The sequence below is a fragment of the Pseudomonas sp. Nvir genome (assembly GCF_963778085.1).
GTDB lineage: Bacteria > Pseudomonadota > Gammaproteobacteria > Pseudomonadales > Pseudomonadaceae > Aquipseudomonas > Aquipseudomonas juntendi.
The window spans coordinates 27,923-47,740 of the sequence record NZ_OY970405.1; the positions used below are offsets into that span (position 1 = coordinate 27,923).

Consider the following 19,818-nt stretch of genomic DNA (forward strand, 5'->3'; position numbering starts at 1 on the left):
CAACTGCCTGAGTTATCCGAACGCCAACAAGGATTCCACCGAGCTTGTCGACAAGAAAACCCGCGACAACTCAGAGTGTTATCCGAGCAAACAGACTTTGGATACCCTATTCCCGCTAGAAACACTGCCGCTGAAACCCTCCTGGCATGTAGCTCCTTCGTCCTACGCTTCAGCCTCTATGACCCCCACCCAACCTTTCGCGCAGGTGCGGAACGAACCTAGGCGTAACGCGGGTATAAGCTTCGTAGGCAGCGCCAAACTGCTTGTGCATTTCCCGCTCTTCGGAAACCGCCAAACGCCCGTACATCACCAGCAACACCGGGAACATTGCCAGCGTCAGCAGCGTCGGCCACTGAAGGAGAAAGCCCAGAAGAATCAGCACAAATGCCACGTACTGCGGATGTCTGATCCAGCCATAGGGCCCGACCGTTGCAAGTGAACGGCGGCGTTGCGCGTGATATAGCACGTTCCAGGCGGCAGAAAGCAAATAGAAGCCGAAACCCAGGAATAGGTAACTGGCAATGTGCAAAACACTGAAGTGTGGGTTGCCCTGGTCACCGAGCAACGTCGACCACAGATGGCCGGATTCGTGGGAAAGCAGATCGAGGTTGGGGAACCTGGCCTGCAACCAGCCTGACAACAGATAGATCGTCAGGGGGAAGCCATACATTTCCACAAACAGGGCAACGATGAAGGCCGAGAATGCACCGAAGCTCCTCCAGTCTCTCGCCGTTGCCGGCTTGAAGAAACTGAAGGCAAACATGATGAAGATCGCGGAGTTGATGAAAACCAGCGACCAGAGGCCATACGCGCTTTCACCATGATTCATGATGGATCTCCCGGCTTATGGATATCAGCCTTATCGGAGGGGGCCGGTTTGCTCTGGCCCTGGTGATGGTGTCCCCCATGTCCTCGATGCATGAAGACATGCATCAGCGGACAGGCGAGCAACAACAGATAAGGCAGGGCTCCAACGACATGGGCAAGGTGCTCGGTGAGCAGGAAGTAGACGGCGATCCCACCGATTACCACCAGGCCGATTGCATAGCGTGAACGCCAGAAACTGTGTGGTGAGCCGTTTTCATCGAAGTGAGGGTTCATAGCGACTCCTGGGAAAGGAGATGGGTTACTTCGATGCAGCAGATGGCATGCGGTCCATCATCATCTGCATCATCGACTCCATCATGTCCATGCGCTTTTCCATCATCTGGTGGCGGGCGGCCATATCCCCGCCCATGCCGCCATGCATGCCCCCCATTTCAGGCATGCCACCCTCCATGGACTTCATCATGGCCATGCCATTTTTCATCAGCGCCATATGCTCGGCCATCAACGCCTGACGGGCTTCCGGCGTTTTGGCTGCAGCCATCTTTTCGTGCATGGCTTGCATGGCCTTCATTTGCTGGTCCATCGCCGCCATTTGCCCTTTGTCCATTGGCTGAGAAGGCGTCTTCTCGGTAGCCGCCGCGCTTGGCGCATCGGCCGGGTGATGTGTCGAGTGTTCATCGGTGTTTTGCGCCATGGCGCCCACGGACGCTGCGGCCAAACAAAGTCCGATCAGTAAATTTCGAACGTTGTTCATCATCATCTCCTTAGCACTGTTTTAAAGCCGGATGCCTTGGTCTGGGCGCTAGGCCTCACCTGGCACGACAAGCAAATTACTGCGCCGGCGTGAATGCTCATTTTTCGCGTCGTGCTCGGGTTGTACACCGACGGGCTATTATTGGGCACTCGGCGGCTCGAAGCTGATCCCGTTTGGCCCGGCGCCAACCTTATGGGTAGCAACGACCTTTCGGCTGCTCGTATCGATGACAGATACGGTGCCCGCTTCAATATTGCTGACAAACACATAAGCGCCGTCGCTGCTGATGGCCACACCATGGGCACCCTTGCCGGTGGTCACGGTGCCCAGGCTGCTACGCGTCTGGAGATCTACGATGGAGACTCGGTCGTCCGGATTCTGGCCACTGCCCTGATTCGCGACATAGACCTGGCGACCGTCAACGGTGGCCATCATCTGGATTGGCGTGCGGCCGACATCAACCTTGCTGATCACCTTGCGTCTGGCCGTGTCGATGATGCCAAGCTGATTTGTCGCACTGAGCGAGACGAATGCCAGGCGACCGTCAGGGGCAAAGCCGACCTGGACAGGGCCTTTGCCCACGGGAATCTGCGCGGTTTCTTTGAGTGTGACGACATCGATAAGCGATACGCTGTCGCTCTTCATGTTCGCGATATAGAGTGTCCGGCCATCAGGGCTCAAGCGCAGCCCATGGGGATAACGCCCAGTTGGAATACCGGGCAACTCGATTCGCTGCTCAAGGTCAAATACTCGCACCTGGTTGGCAGCGGAATCGGTCACAAAAGCTCGCAGCCCGGTGACGTCGGTGACCACATGAGCCGGGTGATCGCCTGCCGGGAAGCTGAACGGTGGCCTGTCCAGCGCGCTGGTACTGAACACCAGCAACTGCCCACCGGGCTTTTCACCGCTCGAATGCCCCGCATGTCCAGCCACTCCAACAACCAGAAGCAAGCTGCCGTCGGGCGAAACCTGTAGGTTGTGGGGTGCGATCGGCAAGGCGACCGTGCTCACATCACCTGTCGCAAGATTTACCTGGCTAATGGAAGCGGACCGTTCATTGGCCGTGTAGACGTTACCCGTAGGGTTTGCCATGACCAGCCCCAGAGGGATGAGCAGGGATATCCCCAAGGCCATAGAACTAAACCGCTTGGCAGTCATCATTGTGAATGAGCTCCAACGAGGGGCCGGGGTATGTGAGCCAGGCTGGCCTATACATTTACTCAAGATAAACACCAATCGCGAAGCATTTTCTTGATCAGCGTCAACGTCCACAGCTTGACTCGGCACTGGGTGATCGAAGGCCGTCCATTTCTTGGGGAGTATTGCTGGCTATCCCGACCCGGAGTCAGTCGACATCAGGCTGTATATGAAGAAACCGCGCCATGAAACATGGCACGGCGGCTTGCCATCTGAGCGGTAACGAGACTTAGCGACTGACTTTGGTTGGGTAACCAAGCGCCTGGACCAGTGCACCGACGCGTTCCGCCTCGATGTTGCTTTGGACACTCACTGTACCGGCAGCACGATCAACGATCACCTTCGCGTCGCCATCGGCAGCCTGGATGGCCTTGGTGATCTTGTTGACACAACTGCCACATCCCATACCGGAAACTTCCAAAACGAACATAGCGGGCCTCTCATGCTGGTACGGCTTTTCTCGCCGCATTTACAGCTTCAACCTTGACACGATGACAAGGTCAAGGCCCGGTCAAAGGATTTATCTTCGCCCTGAAATCTTGTCCAACTCCTCTGGCGGCGGCCCCTGCTGCATCACAATTGTCCCTTACGATCTTGGCAGAAGATGGCGGACGTCGCAGTTGCCCGATGTCCTCCATCAGGACCAGATTGGCGCCGAACTCGCGGACATACCCGCTAAGGCCAAAGCCCTAGACAGTCAGTCATATGGATCAGGCGTTGAAACGCTGATGGCGGAACTTCCTCTCATAGGTTGCGGTGTGCCCATTTCAGTCTGTGACTACGCGCTTCAGCCGCAGTGCGTTGAATACCACGGAAGCCGAACTTACGCTCATGGCCAATGCCGCAATCATCGGTGACAATAGATGGCCGGTAAGCGGGTAGAACAAACCTGCCGCCAGCGGTATGCCCATAGCGTTGTAGAAGAATGCGAAGCCCAAGTTTTGACGCATGTTCTTCACCGTGGCCACGGATAGTGTTCTGGCCCGCAGGATGCCCATCAGGTCGCCCTTGACCAGCGTCAACTGGGAGCTGTTCATGGCAACATCGGTGCCAGTTCCCATGGCGATCCCGACATCAGCCCGGGCCAGCGCAGGGGCATCGTTGATCCCATCTCCTGCCATGGCAACCCGGCGCTTATCGCCCTGCAGGAGCGCCACCAGTTGCTCCTTGTCCTCGGGTTTCACTTCTCCGTGGACTTCCTCGATGCCGAGTTGTTTCGCGACCGCACGTGCCGTAGTCAGGCCGTCGCCGGTGGCCATGATGACCTTCACATCTTCTGCCTGTAGCCGGGTTACCGCCTCCTTGGAGGTGGGTTTGACCGGATCGGACACCGCTAGCAGGCCAGCGAGCACGCCATCGACGGCCAAGTACATGATACTCATGCCTTCCAGACGCAGCTGCTCGGCGCGGTCTCGCAACGGACTGGTGTCGAGGCCAGCCTCTTCCATCAAGGTCGTGTTGCCAAGCTGCAGCCGTTTGCCGTTCACCTGGCCACGTACACCGATCCCAGAGCCCGACTCAAACGCCTCTGGCTTGGACAAGCTGTGTCCATGCGCTCGCGCATGATCGACAATCGCATGTGCCAGCGGATGCTCGCTGCCTTGGTCCAGGCTGGCGGCAAGGCGCAAGACTTCGGGTGGCATGAACTGCCCGGTACCGACCACGCTATGAAACACTGGCCGGCCCTCGGTGAGGGTCCCGGTCTTGTCGACGATCAGCGTGTCGATCTTGCAGAGGTTCTCGATAGCACTGGCGTCTCGGAAGAGCACGCCACTGCTGGCAGCCTTCCCGGTAGCGACCATGATCGACATGGGAGTGGCTAGGCCGAGCGCGCAGGGGCAGGCAATGATCAGGACCGCGACCGCATTGATCAGGCCGAAGACCCAGCCAGGCTCCGGTCCGAAAAGCCCCCAGCCGAAGAGCGTGACCAGCGCGACCAGAATCACCCCCATGACGAAATAGCCGGCCACGGTGTCCGCCATCCGCTGCATCGGGGCTTTCGAGCGCTGAGCCCGCGCGACCATCTGCACGATTTGCGAGAGCACTGTCTCGGCGCCGACCTTCTGCGCCGCCATCACAAGGCTGCCGTGGGTATTCAGCGTGGCACCGATGAGTGCATCCCCAGCTTTCTTCATCACTGGCACGGGCTCGCCTGTCAGCATGGATTCATCGATAGCACTTTCGCCTTCCAGGACCACCCCGTCGACCGGCACCTTCTCGCCAGGGCGAACGCGCAGGTGGTCGCCCGTATGCACGTGGGTGAGCGGAATATCTTCCTCCTGACCATCGGCCCCGATGCGACGGGCCGTCTTGGGGGCAAGACCCAGGAGCGACTTGATGGCGGCGGAGGTTTGTGAGCGCGCCTTGAGCTCGAGCATTTGGCCGAGCAACGTTAATGAGATGATGACTGCAGCCGCTTCGAAGTAGACACCGATGCGGCCATCCTGCATGAAAGTCGTCGGGAAAACCTGCGGGAACACTGTGGCCGCAACGCTGTATAGGTACGCCGCAGCCGTTCCCAAACCTATCAGGGTCCACATATTCGGGCTGCGATTACGAATCGATGCGACCCCACGCACGAAAAACGGCCAGCCAGCCCATAGTGTCACGGGAGTGGCCAGAATCAACTCCACCCAATTCTGTGTGGCACCATGCAGCAATTGGAGTTGGTGGGCAGTCATGGCCAACACGGTCACGATGACCGTCAGGGGCAAGGTCCACCAGAAGCGGCGGGAGAAGTCCTTGAGTTCCGGGTTCTCGTCTTCCTCAAGCTCCGGTATTACCGGCTCTAGGGCCATGCCACAGATTGGGCAACTGCCCGGCCCACGCTGGCGGATTTGGGGATGCATCGGGCAAGTGTATTCGGCGTCCGCCGCGTTGCTTGGCTGCGGGGCAGCCGAGTGGAGATGGCCCGCGTGTTCTTGGTCCTGGGGAGGGCTAAGATAATGCACAGGCGCTGCGCGGAATTTCGTCAGGCACTTTTCACTGCAGAAGCGGTATGTCCTTCCCTCGTATAGCTCGAAGTAGCGACTATCCGGTGGCACCGTCATACCGCATACCAAATCGCGCTGACTACCATCCGGTTGCTCATACGGGTGCGAGTGGTCATGGTCATGGTCATGCTGGCACGATTCGGTGTGCATGAAGTAGTTCCCTTTGTTGTCCGGTTTGGACGAGTTTTCACCCTTCTGGTGAGAATACCCGCCATGGTTGTGCCCGAAGAGTTGCGTCAGCGGACAGAGCAACAAAATTAAATAACTGTAGTGCCTGTGACAGGTGGCCATAGTGCACGAGCCACATAAAACAGGCCAAATATGGCCAGCATGATCAGTGCAATACCGCCTTTAGTCCGCCAAAAAGGTATTGCCAGATCTGTACCACGGCGATGGGCTCCATCATGATCAACTCCCAAGCTGGGTGGGAAATATCGGCCGCTGCCGTATTGTCCAGCCTAGACAACATCTCCTTGAACAGCTGTGACGCCAATCAATGCTCCTGTAAGCGTGTCGATTATTGTTGTGGTGTAGCGTCATGGCATAGATCATTTCTGGAGGTTGCTGATCCTGCTGCTGCACCAGTGGTTGCCCTTCGACAATGCGCTGGCTGCCTTGTACCCCGGCGAGGGAGTGCCCAAGCCGCTGGAGGAGTACGACGCCGGCTCCCGGTGGGGAACGCCGTCCATGCTTTCCTGCCTGGACGGCCTATACTTGCTCGACCCCTTCTACCAGGCCTGTCAGGAAGGCCTGCCCAGTGGGCTGTAACGCCTGGAGGAGATCGCTTCTGACCAGTTCCGTCAAAGCGAGTACTTCCTCAGTTACTTCCACGCCAACGCATTGGAAGACGAGGAGCAGTTCGTTCTCCAGTTGCCGGCCAAGGTAGCCTTATGCGATCTAACAGCTCAAGCCCCAGACCTGATACATGCGGTGCGGTACAGCGCTGATCGGGTCACTCTTCGCTGTTCCCCTTCCAGCTTTGCCTTTGCCCACAGCAGACGTCGGAGATGAAACTGCTCGGCGGACTCACAAACCTGCTCCAGTGCTCTCGCACAAGGCTTTGATCTGGCCATCTTTGCTTGAATGGCTGACCCGTGGCAGGGCGTTGGCCGTGTTTTCTTCGTGCGTGTTGAGCCCAAGGCGAGCGCGATCCACCATCCACAGGCCGCTACTGCCGCGCGCCAATTCTATGCCGGCACTACTCGTCAAAAAATAGGTGAGTGCTTACCCGGCAGGCAATGGGCTACTATCGAGCCCTATATCTATCCGAAAGGGTTAGCTCCGTTGCCAGGGAATTGCATGCAGGCCATCGATATTGAAAACGCGATCGTTCTTCCTTGGGGGCTTGGCTCAAGATCGCCCCATGACCTGTTTTCTGTGTGCGCAGAAATCATTAACTGCCCTGGTGACATCGTTTTAGACGCTAGCAACCTCTCGTATATCGATCCGTTAGGGATGGCCACGCTGCGAGCGTTGTTTGAAAACCAGTTGGTCCAGAAGCGAGTTTCGATGCAGTTTTTGAGCAGAGACCTGACCTCCTACCTGGCCAGGATGGATTTTTTCAAGGACATTGATGTAGAGGGTGTAGATCTATCGGGGGTAGGACGTCGAAACGACCGAAGCACCTCGTTGGTGGAAATCACCAAAATCAGCGAACACCATCAAGCAGAGGCTGCAGCCTCTCGCCTCGCTAGAGCTATTACGGGAAGGTTGACTCAATCGGACCCGGATGCCCCAGTCGACGAGCACACGGGACGGAATGAGTTTGACTCCTACCGGGGCCCTCTGGAGTATTCGCTCAAGGAGCTATTGGAAAACTCGCTTACTCACGCCCGCAGAGAGGGACGTGGTGACGCCGCCGTTTGGCTGACCTGTCAGTTTTATCCAAAATTGAACCTTGTACGCATGGCCATCGTCGATAATGGGTGTGGGTTTCTCGCGACACTGAGGAATCACCCTGAGCTTCATGACCGCACGCATTTGCACGCGATCGAGGCGGCACTCAAACCGCGAGTGAGCTGCAACCGGGGTGCGATGGCCCAGATCCTGGGTAGCGAGAACCAAGGTATCGGGTTAACAACTACCGCAAAAATTGCAGACGCGGCGGGCGGTGGTTTGATCATCGTGAGCGGCAATGGCATACATGACACAAAGCGTCGGCAGTCTCAGGAGCTGCATGATGCGCTGTGGAATGGTGTATCGATCGCGTTTAGCTGTACCCGTGAGCTGCTGCCCACCATTTCGATCAGTGACTTGCTGCCGAAGGACGATGCAGGACAGGTTGACGACGATCTCGACCTAGATCTGAATTTCCGCTAGCTCTGGCTTTTTGATAGCTCGAGGGCTAGAGTCGATCATGCAAGGAGCGGTAAATGGGAGATTCAGCGTCAACTGAAACTCTCGGGCTGCAAAAAAGGATTATGCAATACAAGGGGTTACGACATGCAAACTCAAATTCGATTAAGTAGGGATAGTTCTATCCGAACGTACGGAATGCGAGCTTCAGCGATCCCCTACCGTACCGAAATCGAACGCTCGCTCAGCAGTGGTGAGAGCGTTGTCATAGATTTCGCTGGGAACGATGTCACTCAGTCCTTCGTCGACGAGTTGATCGGGGCGCTGATTCTGAAGGAGGGTCGCCAGGTGGTATCGCGCCTTGCCTTTGAAAACTGCACCAACGATGTCAAAGGAATCATTAAATTTGTGGTCCATGATCGAGTTCGACAGCTGCAAAAAATGCCCGCGTGACGGATCCGCATTGAATTTAAGGCCCTCAATATTGAGGGCCTTTTCATTGGTGCCAGGCAAAAGATAGCCGTCTTGAGTGGCCCCCATAGCTCGCCCTGAAAAGCGAATGTCAGGGGACACACCGCAGAAAAGCGTTCTGTAGCGGAGGAATACGTGGAAAACGGAGCTTAGGTTTCCTCATTGAGATGTGTAGAAATCCATCGCGACTCACCTATGCAAAGGCTGCGAAAAGCCTGAATCTACTGGGGTATCGTGGCGTGAGATATGTGCAAAAAAATGTGCACAGCATCTGCGGATTGGAGAGCTGGCTTGGCTCCTTAAGTAAAACCATCAAGCTGCAACGGACCTGCAACTCCTGCGGCTTGAAGCAAAGCGGGTAATACCACCCCTGAGCCCTACGAGGTGGTGTTCCGGTTTTTGACCAAACGAGAGCACGCCAGGCGCGCAAATGAGCTGCACGACCAGCTGAATGAAGTGCTCGGGGTGGCCAGAAATCTCAACGATGGGCTGTACTTCGGTGGAGCAGACGTCACGGTGCTACAAGACTTTACCATGCTCGATGCGGAAGACTTCGTGCGGTACAACCTTCACGACTGGCTCAGTGTTGGGGATACCGATGAAGATGAAGAAGGTGCCGATGATGCTGACTGAGCTGCTATCGGCCTCCCCTTTAGGATCTGGGTTTGACCTTAGCTGACCGGCTGCTCTACAAACCAATTGATTTTCTCCGGAGCCGGTGTCACTGTCGCTCCAAGAATAGCCCCCACGCCTCGGGCAGGTCCCAGACCTGTACTGCGCATCAGGGGGTTAGTTGTTTCTAGGGCCCGCCCAGGTCGATCAGGCATGCTTTGGGCTGGCCTCAAACCAGTGGGTGACCACCAAAAGGGTCAGTTAGGCCTACTGCTGCCTATCCTCGCTCGTTACCATCCAGAAACCCTCTATTGATACGGTTTCAGCAAAGATGGATGTCTATAAGCTCCGCATCGAAGACACAGAAAGCAAGATCATCGACAAGGAAGGTTTCGAGGCCGAGACCTTCCGCAGAGATCCGTGGTACCAGCCTGGAAGTGCGGGCAAGCTAGCTCAGTTTGCTGTATGCCCGGCATGCGACAACCCTGTCCAGCTGGTTGGGCTGTATGAGCTACCGCCTAACGTGAAGAACCCATTCGGGAAACATGCTACTAAGAGCATTCGCGGCATCGCTCCATTTGATAGTGAGGCCCGTAACGATTGCCCGTACTTCAAGCCTCGCCAGCATAAGAAAACAGAACGAAAAACCAGGTTTGACGGCGTCCCGCGGAAGATTCTCAAGCTATTGATCGAACAGTTCGATCGCGTGGTTTACATCCTGGAGAAAGAGACCCAACTGGTCCTTTCCGAGAACGCGTTGAGAGGCATGCTGCAGCGTTACAAGGGAGAGCGTGGCTACCTCTATACCGGCGCGACGCTTCGCAATGTGCCATGGATCTTTGCTTACATGTCGGACGCCACCCGCCTGTTTGGCCAGAAGGTCAGTGGAAATGCTGAGCTGGTGAAAGCTATTGCCGCTGAGGTGCCGGGGGCGGAAATCAGCAGCACTGGTCGGCTGGAATCGAAGAAGGTGCCTGGTTCGAAGGCGGCATATTTTGATCTCAAAATGAGTTTCATCCGCCATCGAATCGTCAAAGACAGTGAAGCGTCTGGCTTGGTTGAAAGCATGGAGTTTGTAGTGTCACAGCCTCGCGGAGGTGAGCTTGAGCACATTCACAAGGAAGTCATCAAATTCGATTCGGCTTGGTTCGAATCTCTTATCCGGATGCCGGTTGATCTGAATCGCCCCTGGTTTCGTAGACACCTCCAAGCCTCATAATGAGGCCCAAATAGGAGGTGCCATGAGTCGTCAGCGTTACCCCGAAGAATTCAAGATCGAAGCGGTCAAGCAAGTGACCGAGAAAGGCAAACCCGTCGCCGATGTCGCCCAGCGCCTGGGCGTGTCCGTGCATAGCCTTTACGCCTGGATCAAGGTCTACAGCAAGCCCCAAGAGCAGCGTCAGCAAGACGACGATCAGCAGGCCGAACTGCGCAAGCTGCGCGCTGAACTCAAGCGCGTGACGGAAGAGCGAGACATCTTAAAAAAGGCCGCCGCGTACTTTGCCAAGGAGTGCGGCTGAAGTACGCCTTCATCAAGAAGCACTCGACTGATTACCCGGTGCGGCGCCTTTGCCAAACCCTCAAGGTGCACCCCAGCGGCTACTACGCCTGGCTGGCCGAGCCTCAATCTGCCCGAGCAAAAGAAGATCAACGTCTGCTTGGCTTGATCAAACACGCTTGGCTAGAAAGCGGAGGTGTATACGGCTACCGCAAAATTCACGATGACCTACGTGAGCTGGGAGAGGAATGCGGACGAAATCGAGTCGGGCGCTTGATGCAGGCGGAGGGGCTGCGTTCGCAAACGGGCTATCGGCGGCGTCCAGGGTTTTACGGTGGAAAACCAACAGTGGCCTCGCCCAACCACCTCGCGCGGCAGTTCAAGGTCAGTGAGCCGAACAAGGTCTGGGTGACAGATATCACTTACATCCGCACCTATGAAGGATGGCTCTATCTGGCGGTAGTGCTGGATCTGTTCTCACGCCAAGTAATTGGTTGGTCAATGAAGCCAAGGATGTGCAGCGACCTGGCTATCGACGCAATGTTGATGGCTGTGTGGCGACGCAAGCCACAGCAGCAAGTGATGATTCACTCAGATCAAGGTAGTCAGTTCAGTAGCTCAGATTGGCAAAGCTTCTTGAAGGCTAACAATGTAATCAGCAGCATGAGCCGGCGGGGAAACTGCCACGACAATGCCGTAGCCGAGAGCTTTTTCCAGCTTTTGAAGCGGGAGCGAATCCGACGAAAGATCTACACAACCCGTGAAGAAGCCCGAAGTGATATTTTCGATTACATCGAAATGTTCTATAACCCTAAACGCCGACACAGCAGTGCTATGCAGCTGTCTCCAATAGAATATGAGAAACGCTATTTCCTGAGCTTGGAGAGTGTCTAGGAAACCAGGGGCGATTCAATCATCCTTATCGCAGAATGGATAGAGTGAAGATGGCCCGGGAGGAACTGGGCGATCTGCTGGAGCTGACTCAGGCCTGAGGAGGCCTGCTGTAAACCACTTTTTTTCACTGTAAACCACAGTGGTTTACAGTGAAAAAAGTGGTTTACAACGTAGCTATGACACGCGCCCTGGCCACTCCCCAGGCCAGCGCGCTCCTCATTGGTTCGTTCAGCCGGACGTCGAACACCTGTGCTGCTCGGGGCCTTGCCACGCCGCGGTGTCCTATAATTCATCTTCAGCTGAGTGGAGCAAAATGTTGTGAAGCGCACATTCATTGGAATGGTCGAGGCTGGTGAGCCACTGATGAGGCAAGCGCTTGAAGCTATCCGACAGGCCCACGAAGCGGAGGCTGCTGGATTGCCAGACCTTGAGGTACAGCGTCTTCACCTATTGGCAGATTCGCTCTATCAGGCGGTCATTGATTTTCAGCTCCTCAAAGCAGGTAAACCACCGTCGACTATCCAGTGAGGACCTGCCGCTACATGACGAAAAAGATACCAGCTCTTCTCCCCGACCACCCCATGTATACCGACGCAGTGGATGCGATGAAGCAATACCACGAGGCGCAGGCTTCTGGCTCATCTGCCGAAGAGGTTGAGCGCCTGCGTCAAATCGCAGAATCACAATTTCGGGCTGTCAGCGAGTATCAGCTCAACGCTCTGGGATATCAGTCTCGTCGTCCGCACTGAAGGGATAACCGATCCGGAGGTAGCTTCAGAATCCATCAAGCCAAGCGGAAGACTCACGACGCGGTCCGATTGATCAGCGAGACGGTCGGGAGGGTTTGCACACAGCCCCAAAAAAAAAGCAGCTCCCGAGAGCTGCTTTTTTCTTACTCCCCCTTTTTGTGCTTGTGGGGTTTCAGGTCCGGATGGTCCTTCTGCTTTTCAGGGGTGACTCGCTGCCTTTTGTCCGGAGTGCCATCTTCATTGGTGCGCTTTGGGCCTGGCTTGATGCTCATGCAAAACTTCCTTTTCCGCTTGGGTTGTTGAATGCAGCTATGTAATTAGTCCAGCTTCTCTCAGCTGTCAAAGCAGGCTGGTGCAGAACCGCCTGGCCGATGATCCGGTCCACATCGAACATTCAGAGGCCAGAATAAGAGCCTCCGACAAAGGGCTTACAAGGGGCAGTGAAATCCAGCGCTGAGCGATACGAAGACGTCTGGACGTTCATCATGCCGAGCACGGTGTGGAACAGGTTGTCGTGGCTCAGCGGTGACGTGGTTTGAGCTTTCAAACAACCCACGTTGACCTTTTCGCTCTTCGCGAGCGAGTCAGACATCCAAAGTACCAACGGCACCTTTGTTTGCTCGTCAGGAGCCATCGCGTAAGGCAGCCCGTGTAGATAGAGCCCACCCTCCCCCAGCGATTCGCCGTGGTCCGAAACGTACATCAGCGCAGTGTCGAACTTGGTGTTGGCCGCCAGGATATCGATGAGATTTGCAGTCACATAATCGGTGTAGAGGATTGAGTTGTCGTAGGCATTGACCACCTCCTCCTGCTTACATTTGTCGAGCTCGTTGGTCTCGCACACCGGTGCGAATTTCTTGAATTGCGAGGGGTAGCGCTTGTAGTAGGCCGGGCCGTGACTGCCTTTGTAGTGGAGCACCAGGACAGCATCGCCTTCCTGGCGCTTGATGAAGTCTTGCATCTCCGTGAGCAGCACCCCGTCCTTACACTCCTCGCTGGTGCACAGTTGGGAATCCGCGTGAGAGGCAGCCTTGTGGTTGGGAACCCTGTCGCAGACCCCTTTGCACCCCGAGTTGTTGTCAGTCCACATGACACTGATGCCAGCGCGTTGAAGCACGTCGAGCAGCCCTTCTCGGCTCTTGGCCAAGCCATCTTTGTACTGGGCCTTACCCACGTCCAGGAACATGCATGGCAGCGAGACCGCGGTAGCGGTACCGCAGGAGCTCACGTTCGTGAAGCTAATGACATTTCGCTTTTCTAGTTCCGGATTCGTTTCACGGGAGTAGCCGTTGAGGGAGAAGTTGGCGGAGCGAGCGGTCTCTCCTACTGCCAGTACCAGCAGCCTGGGTTTACGAGCCGCACCCTGTCGATTAACTACCGCATCAGTACCAATGGCCGTCAGCGTTTTAGGTGAGGCCAGCTGACGCTTCAGGTACCCATGGCCAGCCGCAAACAAGTTGGTAGGTACCAGAATCAGCCGGATCTCCCGATTGTTGCGCAGCAAGGAGGCATACGACTGGTACTGACTCAACGCGATGCCAGATAAGGTCAACAGAGCGAGCGACAGAGCAATGAACCTGCTGACCAAAGCTTTGGCCCAAGGCTTGCGCCGGAGGGGAACCCGGGCAATCAGGTAGACGGGCAACACCCCAACCATTGCGACCCAAAGACCGAGCTTCCAATTCAGCAGCTCGGTTGCCTCAGCGACGTCGGTCTCCACAACGTTGGTGAACATTGTGTAATCGATCACGATGCCGTAGGCATTCATGAAGTAACTCGCAAAAGACGCGCTGATCAGTACCAGGCACAGTATGGGTTTGGCCAGCCGCCCCCATGACAGCAAGCTCAGAACGGTAAACACCCATGCGAATACTATGACTGGGAGGCTAGCCGCTAGCTGCCAGTTCACTTCATCGGTTTTGAATACCAGCTTCCAGAGCACGTTCCAGAGCTCAGCGTTCGCGAATAGCAGTAACCAAAAAGTCACCAGGCCGATTAGCAAATTAGTACTGATGCCTTTCTGCCGCGCATTGCGAATAGCAAAGATCCATTTGCTTAACAGGGTGTGAACAATGGATTTGGAAGGTGTCATTATCAAACTCTGGAAGCTGCTTATCCATGGCGGTAGCTATGGAGTTAGCGGGAGCTACAAGGCAAACCGTCGACAGATGCTGAGCGATTGCGCAATGTGCGGAGCGTCAGAGGCCTTAGGCCCCTAGGCGTTGGGGACGCTTAGTATGTGTGAGGCATAGGGATAAAAAGAGAAATGAATCTCGCTGAGCGCATTATTTCCGGGACCTGATAACGACACGATGACCTCGGGATTACAATGCTGACAGAAATCCAATTACTGCTGTTTTGATTGTCATTGATCACGCTATGATCAAAATTAGGGGGATACTACCCACCAAAAGCAATGCTCCGCTCAGCTAGATAAATTTAATTTCACAAACAAAACGGTTTCGTTTTGTCGTAGGCTAATTTTGAACTTTCAATTCAACTTACAAGTCTTTCTCGCGAGCAGAATATTATTTTCAACTTTTGCTCGTTAATATGTCACCCATCAATGAGGGGCGAATACCATGAGCTTTTTCAAAAACATCCTGGGCGGGCACCATGGCCGTGGAAACCACGGTGGAGGCAAGCACCACAGCGGGGGACATGGGGCCGAGCAATATGATCGCCATGGCCGGCAGCAGGGCTGCGACGGCGGTAATCAGGTGTATGACGGCGGGCGCCCTCCCACTCCTGCCCCCATCAAAGATCTGCAGGGCTGCAGGCAGTGCCGGACGGCCAACGATCCGTCAGCACGCTTTTGTCTAAACTGCGGAACACCGCTATCGAGTGGTTGCACCGCCTGCGGCTCGCTGCTGAGTGCAGGAGCAAGATTTTGCAGTCACTGTGGCCAAGCGACGCTCTAAGGCTAGGTAGACAGGAAGGCCAACGAGACCACAACCCTGCGCAAGGAGAAATACGTGGGTTCAAATCATGACCATGGCAGCGCTGCAGTACGCGAGGGGCATCAGAAGAAGCTAATCATGGCGCTCGGCTTGACTGGCAGCTTCATGATTGCAGAAGTGATCGGTGCGTGGATTACCGGCAGCCTGGCGCTGCTGTCGGACGCATCTCACATGTTCACAGATACTGCCGCCTTGGCGATCTCACTGATTGCACTTCAGATAGCCAAGCGGCCGGCGGATCAGAAAAGAACCTTCGGCTATGCGCGCCTGGAAATTCTGGCTTCGACGTTCAACGCCGTGCTGCTCTTCCTGGTGGCGATGTACATCTTGTATGAGGCCTACCAGCGCTTCTTCATGCCGGCGGAGATCGCTACCGGAGCGATGATGTGGATCGCAATCGCCGGCCTGATCATCAACCTAATTTCGATGCGCCTTCTGGCATCTGCGAGCAACGAAAGCCTCAACGTCAAAGGAGCCTACCTCGAAGTTTGGAGCGACATGCTCGGCTCGCTTGGCGTAATCATCGCGGCACTTATCATCCGCTTCACCGGCTGGACCTGGGTCGACACGATTGTCGCTGTGGCGATCGGCCTTTGGGTTCTGCCGCGGACGTGGCAGTTGCTTCGCGAAAGCCTGGGGATCCTCATGGAGGGTGTCCCGAGGGGGCTCGACGTTACGGCAATCGAGGCCACCATCCTCGGAGTAGATGGCGTGACGGACGTTCATGACTTGCACGTGTGGGCTGTCAGCAGTGGCAGTAACGTGATGACGTCGCACGTAGTGGTTCGGGATTCTGCAGATGGGGATGCTGTGTTGGCGGCCGTCGTGGATGCTGTCAGCGATGCATTCGAAATCCATCACTGCACCATCCAGATCGAGCGGGCAGCTTTCCACGAGAGCGTTCCCTCACCCTCGCACTGACCGATCGGTAAACACCATGCAAACACATCACCCTCCTGGCTGAGGGTGATGTTGCAAAAAAAATGCGGTGAGGGATGCCGTAAACGGCAGGAGCGCTTCAAGGGGGTTGGTGAATGGCTTCGCCTGCCCTCGTCAACAACCTCCAGAAGGCTCAGCGATGGCCTGGATCATCACGAAGTACCTACTCACTGCCGGTATAGTGATTCTCGTGTCAGAGCTGGCGAAACGCAGCGACAAGCTGGGCGGCTTGGTCGCCGCCCTACCCTTGGTCACGGTCGTGACGTTGGTCTGGCTCTATTTAGAGAACCAGAGCATGGAGAAGATCTCCAACCATGCTTGGTACACGTTCTGGTACGTGCTTCCGACCCTACCGATGTTTATTGCTTTTCCATTGCTGCTACCTAAGCTCGGCTTTTGGCCGACACTGATCAGCAGCATCCTCATCACAATGGCCAGCTTCGGAGGCTTCGCCATACTGCTGCGCCGGTTCGGCATTGAGCTTCTATGATCCGGTGGCCGCAGGGATCATCTTGATGAGTCTTAACGGCTATTAACACACTCGCCCTTCACCAGGTAGCGAACCATGTGCAGTTCGCCTTTCGAGTCTTCGTAGGTCATCATGCTTCTTACATTACCGCAGTACCGCACACTGGGTGATACATACACCAACTTACCAACGTCCAGGTCCATGCCATAGGCGTAGTCTTCTAGTTGAGGCATGGGCTTTTTTACGCGTTGAGCATAATCCGCTGTAGCCTCTCTAGCAGTACGCTCGATGCGTTTATTGATCTCCATACCGCTTTGGGCATTGGCTGTTAGTGATGTAAAGAGCAAAAACACGGCGATCGCTGATACAGTAGTGTTCATAAGAAGTCCCTTAATAAAAAAGCGCCCGTAGGGGGGCGCTAAAATTCACCTACCAAAGGAGCGTATGGTTTACAGGTGAATGCACTGGCGCGAACAACTGCTCGGTGCTCTTGCCAAGCTGCTTTGAAATGAGACAATTTCCAAAGCAGCGATGCCTCTTCCGCTGCCCTTAAACTAGCAAAGGAGGCTAACACCAAGATGATCGGGCAATTACAATTTGGACATGTAATAGATTGTAAGATAATTATTCGAGAGAATATCGAGCCGCCACGTGAACTAATTTGCAGAAAGGCGCTGCGGTTTGCGGCCGTGCATGGGGTCTGCCTGCGTGGCGCCCTCGATCCAAGGCCAGTACCAGTCCTTGCAAGCTAACGACCGAAATGCTGCCTGTCCTGGCCGATTCCACCTGCCAGGCGAATCTGTCATACACCGCCGCAGGCCCCAGAATCCGCTATGCTTAGGGGTGGAGCCTGCATGACTGTCAGAAATCTTGCGGCTACATTACAAATTTGTAGGATTTCGCCGCGGCCAGCTTCTTCGCGTTAAGATTCAAGCGTCCTCAGGTGACCCGGCGTATGGACAGAGGTAGCGACTACCACATGCCATACCCTCAGCCAAACTTTCGAACAGCCTGCAACCATAATCTTGGCGGATTAGGCCAACTCCTTCCTCACACCTTGAGATAAGTTATGCGCGTTCTAGTTGTGGAAGACGAAATTAAAACTGCCGAATATCTTCAGCAGGGCCTATCCGAAAGCGGGTATGTCGTAGATATCGTGCACAACGGTGTAGATGCTCTGCACTTGTTCAACACTAATGTCTATTCGTTGGTCCTCCTGGACGTGAACCTCCCGGGTATCGACGGCTGGGACCTGCTGGAAACCATCCGTAAGACCAGCCGGGTCCGCATCATCATGCTGACCGCCCGCGGACGCATCAATGACAAGCTCAAGGGCTTGGACGGCGGCGCGGATGACTACCTTGTGAAGCCATTCGAATTCCCTGAGCTGCTTGCTCGCATCCGTTCGCTGCAACGCCGTGGTGATGAGTTAGTCGAGAAGAGCTCGCTGAAAATTGCCGATCTGGAACTCGACTCCGTCCGCCATCGCGTCTTCCGCGGTGGCACACGCATCGATCTCACCACCAAGGAATTTGCGCTTCTGCACCTGCTCATGAGCCGAACGGGCGAAGCGCTGACTCGCTCTCAGATCATCTCGTTGGTCTGGGATATGAATTTCGATTGCGACACCAATGTCATCGATGTAGCCATCCGGCGCTTGCGCTCGAAGATCGATGACCCGTTTGAAACCAAGCTCATTCACACGCTTCGTGGCGTTGGGTACGTTTTTGAGGAACGCGCATGAGGCCATTCAGCCTGGCTGCAAAGCTGGGGTTAAAAGTTGGGTTGATGAGCGCAGCGTTGCTGCTTCTGTTCGCCACCTTTGGCTATCTGATGGTAGGCAAGGCTCTGGAAAGAAATGCCAGAGCAGACCTGGAAGTAAAGATGGCGGGGATGGCTCACAACCTGTCCACCATCCCGGACATCTCCGGCGTCAACGCGGATGCGCATCAGCTTGTCGATTTGGTCATGGGCCACAACAACCTGTATGTGAGCATATTCGATACCTCACAGAATCAGACTCCCCTGCTCTCGATTGGCTCGAAACAGGTCAATCTGGAGGTGCACAAGTTTCAGCCGGCGGCCCAGCCCAAAGAGCACGAATGGCGTGATACGCAGGACCGTCCTCTGCTGAGTGCTTCTCGAATCATGCGTTTGGGCGATGGAACAGAGGTCAGCGTCTATATGACCATGGACCAGTCATCCAGTGAGGCGCTGCTCGATGCGTTGCTGACCTGGGCCTTGATGATGTCCCCCGTCATCCTCGCACTGATCTTGGCCATTGGCTGGTGGACTGTGCGCAGAGGCCTGCTACCACTGACCAAGTTCCTCAAGATCGCCTCGAAAATCTCAACCGAGAGCCTCGACCATCGCCTTCCAACTGATGGGATGCCGGCAGAACTCAAAATGCTCGCCGACGGCATCAACATCATGCTGGCTCGCCTGGATGATGGGGTTCAGCAGCTCTCGCAGTTTTCTGACGACCTTGCTCACGAACTTCGAGCACCGCTTTCCAACCTGATGGGCAAGGCCCAGGTTGCCTTGACCAGAGAACGATCGCTTTCCGAGTACCGGGAGGTTCTGGAGTCGTGCACAGAAGAGCTGGACCGCATGAGCCGCATGGTTTCCGACATGCTGTTCTTGGCCCAGGTCAGTCATCCAGCATCAATGGTGGAGTTCGAATCCGTCTCCTTGGTCGACGAGGTTCAGCGAGTGTGCGAGCTCTTCAGCATTTCAGCAGAAGAAGGCGAGATTCAGCTGCAGATCTCCGGCAGTGATGACGTGGTGCGCGGGAATCGCCTGATGGTTCAACGTGCCGTCTCGAATCTGGTCTCGAACGCGATCCGTTACTGCCCTCGCGGCCGCACGGTCTACGTTAAGGTGCAGCATAGTGCGAGCGGTACGACGTTGAGTGTCGGCAACCCCGGCCGTGGTATTGCCAAGGAACACCACGCGCACTTGTTTGAGCGGTTCTACCGTGTGGACAAGAGCCGAGCACGGAGCGAAGGCGGTACCGGTCTTGGCTTGGCCATTGTGCAGTCGATCATGAGTCTGCACCAGGGATCGGCGAGCGTGGAGGTGACCGAAGAAAACTTCACCTGGTTCCACCTTCACTTTCCGGAAGCCCAGCAAATGCAGCCGGCAATGACCGCCGCTTAA

Annotated in this window: 22 protein-coding genes and 1 pseudogene; 13 read left to right on the plus strand and 10 right to left on the minus strand. The window is 55.6% G+C overall.

Annotation, left to right across the window (positions count from 1 at the left end):
* Positions 1–169: 169 nt before the first annotated feature.
* From AACG97_RS00440 to AACG97_RS00470, 7 genes are all read right to left on the minus strand, one after another.
* Entirely contained in the window at positions 170–829 is a 660-nt protein-coding gene (locus tag AACG97_RS00440; RefSeq protein ID WP_011953093.1) for a methyltransferase family protein, read from the minus strand.
* Complete coding sequence (locus AACG97_RS00445) at positions 826–1,101, minus strand: DUF2933 domain-containing protein (protein ID WP_011953094.1); 276 nt, start codon at positions 1,099–1,101, stop codon at positions 826–828. The genes AACG97_RS00440 and AACG97_RS00445 overlap by 4 nt, the downstream gene beginning before the upstream one ends.
* Positions 1,102–1,126: 25 nt before the next feature.
* Entirely contained in the window at positions 1,127–1,582 is a 456-nt protein-coding gene (locus AACG97_RS00450) for a hypothetical protein (RefSeq protein ID WP_011953095.1), read from the minus strand.
* A gap of 138 nt (positions 1,583–1,720) precedes the next feature.
* The gene (locus AACG97_RS00455; protein WP_011953096.1) at positions 1,721–2,743 is read right to left on the minus strand and encodes a YVTN family beta-propeller repeat protein; all 1,023 of its coding nucleotides are present in this window, start codon (positions 2,741–2,743) and stop codon (positions 1,721–1,723) included.
* 265 nt (positions 2,744–3,008) lie between these two features.
* Positions 3,009–3,209, minus strand: coding sequence for a heavy-metal-associated domain-containing protein (locus AACG97_RS00460; protein WP_004575963.1), 201 nt, complete (start codon positions 3,207–3,209; stop codon positions 3,009–3,011).
* Positions 3,210–3,546: 337 nt separating this feature from the next.
* Positions 3,547–6,063: a heavy metal translocating P-type ATPase gene (locus AACG97_RS00465; RefSeq protein WP_012269848.1), complete on the minus strand. Its 2,517-nt coding sequence runs from the start codon at positions 6,061–6,063 to the stop codon at positions 3,547–3,549.
* A 43-nt stretch (positions 6,064–6,106) separates the two neighbouring features.
* The gene (locus AACG97_RS00470) at positions 6,107–6,265 is read right to left on the minus strand and encodes a hypothetical protein (RefSeq protein ID WP_011953098.1); all 159 of its coding nucleotides are present in this window, start codon (positions 6,263–6,265) and stop codon (positions 6,107–6,109) included.
* 47 nt (positions 6,266–6,312) lie between these two features.
* Here AACG97_RS00470 and AACG97_RS00475 point away from each other — a divergent pair.
* The 8 genes and pseudogenes from AACG97_RS00475 to AACG97_RS00510 all read left to right on the plus strand — a co-directional run.
* Positions 6,313–6,648, plus strand: a pseudogene (locus AACG97_RS00475) (helix-turn-helix transcriptional regulator); the annotation flags it as partial.
* Positions 6,649–7,071: 423 nt separating this feature from the next.
* Complete coding sequence (locus AACG97_RS00480) at positions 7,072–8,091, plus strand: ATP-binding protein (RefSeq protein ID WP_015268415.1); 1,020 nt, start codon at positions 7,072–7,074, stop codon at positions 8,089–8,091.
* Between the two features lie 174 nt (positions 8,092–8,265).
* Entirely contained in the window at positions 8,266–8,520 is a 255-nt protein-coding gene (locus tag AACG97_RS27920) for an STAS-like domain-containing protein (RefSeq protein ID WP_128337688.1), read from the plus strand.
* Positions 8,521–8,937: 417 nt separating this feature from the next.
* Positions 8,938–9,171 (plus strand): hypothetical protein, encoded by a 234-nt coding sequence (locus AACG97_RS00490; RefSeq protein WP_156867445.1) that lies wholly within the window; start codon positions 8,938–8,940, stop codon positions 9,169–9,171.
* Between the two features lie 310 nt (positions 9,172–9,481).
* On the plus strand, positions 9,482–10,369 hold the full coding sequence (locus AACG97_RS00495) for a hypothetical protein (RefSeq protein WP_232555023.1): 888 nt from the start codon (positions 9,482–9,484) through the stop codon (positions 10,367–10,369).
* A gap of 22 nt (positions 10,370–10,391) precedes the next feature.
* Positions 10,392–11,542, plus strand: a protein-coding gene (locus AACG97_RS00500) for an IS3 family transposase (RefSeq protein ID WP_182275479.1) whose coding sequence is annotated in 2 segments (ribosomal slippage) — positions 10,392–10,626 and positions 10,626–11,542 — 1,152 coding nt in all. Because the reading frame shifts where the segments join, the coding sequence is not laid out codon by codon here.
* Between the two features lie 318 nt (positions 11,543–11,860).
* A complete protein-coding gene (locus AACG97_RS00505; RefSeq protein WP_015268418.1) occupies positions 11,861–12,070 on the plus strand; it encodes a hypothetical protein in 210 nt (69 codons plus the stop codon).
* A gap of 14 nt (positions 12,071–12,084) precedes the next feature.
* The gene (locus AACG97_RS00510; RefSeq protein WP_011953104.1) at positions 12,085–12,291 is read left to right on the plus strand and encodes a hypothetical protein; all 207 of its coding nucleotides are present in this window, start codon (positions 12,085–12,087) and stop codon (positions 12,289–12,291) included.
* 143 nt (positions 12,292–12,434) lie between these two features.
* Here AACG97_RS00510 and AACG97_RS00515 read toward each other — a convergent pair whose 3' ends face one another.
* Positions 12,435–12,563, minus strand: coding sequence for a hypothetical protein (locus AACG97_RS00515; RefSeq protein ID WP_003253468.1), 129 nt, complete (start codon positions 12,561–12,563; stop codon positions 12,435–12,437).
* A 122-nt stretch (positions 12,564–12,685) separates the two neighbouring features.
* A complete protein-coding gene (locus AACG97_RS00520; RefSeq protein WP_003298414.1) occupies positions 12,686–14,383 on the minus strand; it encodes a phosphoethanolamine transferase in 1,698 nt (565 codons plus the stop codon).
* A 490-nt stretch (positions 14,384–14,873) separates the two neighbouring features.
* Between AACG97_RS00520 and AACG97_RS00525 the strand changes: the two genes are divergently transcribed.
* The 3 genes from AACG97_RS00525 (at position 14,874) to AACG97_RS00535 (ending at position 16,680) form a co-directional block, all read left to right on the plus strand.
* The gene (locus AACG97_RS00525) at positions 14,874–15,212 is read left to right on the plus strand and encodes a zinc ribbon domain-containing protein (protein ID WP_071890582.1); all 339 of its coding nucleotides are present in this window, start codon (positions 14,874–14,876) and stop codon (positions 15,210–15,212) included.
* Between the two features lie 54 nt (positions 15,213–15,266).
* Complete coding sequence (locus AACG97_RS00530) at positions 15,267–16,172, plus strand: cation diffusion facilitator family transporter (protein ID WP_010951438.1); 906 nt, start codon at positions 15,267–15,269, stop codon at positions 16,170–16,172.
* Between the two features lie 157 nt (positions 16,173–16,329).
* A complete protein-coding gene (locus AACG97_RS00535; RefSeq protein ID WP_011953105.1) occupies positions 16,330–16,680 on the plus strand; it encodes a DUF3147 family protein in 351 nt (116 codons plus the stop codon).
* Between the two features lie 32 nt (positions 16,681–16,712).
* Here AACG97_RS00535 and AACG97_RS00540 read toward each other — a convergent pair whose 3' ends face one another.
* Positions 16,713–17,039 (minus strand): DUF2790 domain-containing protein, encoded by a 327-nt coding sequence (locus AACG97_RS00540; protein ID WP_011953106.1) that lies wholly within the window; start codon positions 17,037–17,039, stop codon positions 16,713–16,715.
* Between the two features lie 689 nt (positions 17,040–17,728).
* Between AACG97_RS00540 and AACG97_RS00545 the strand changes: the two genes are divergently transcribed.
* Together AACG97_RS00545 and AACG97_RS00550 are read left to right on the plus strand one after the other, a co-directional pair.
* Positions 17,729–18,403, plus strand: a complete 675-nt coding sequence (locus AACG97_RS00545) for a heavy metal response regulator transcription factor (protein ID WP_003253457.1) — start codon at positions 17,729–17,731, stop codon at positions 18,401–18,403.
* Complete coding sequence (locus AACG97_RS00550; RefSeq protein WP_011953107.1) at positions 18,400–19,818, plus strand: heavy metal sensor histidine kinase; 1,419 nt, start codon at positions 18,400–18,402, stop codon at positions 19,816–19,818. Before AACG97_RS00545 ends, AACG97_RS00550 begins: the two co-directional genes overlap by 4 nt.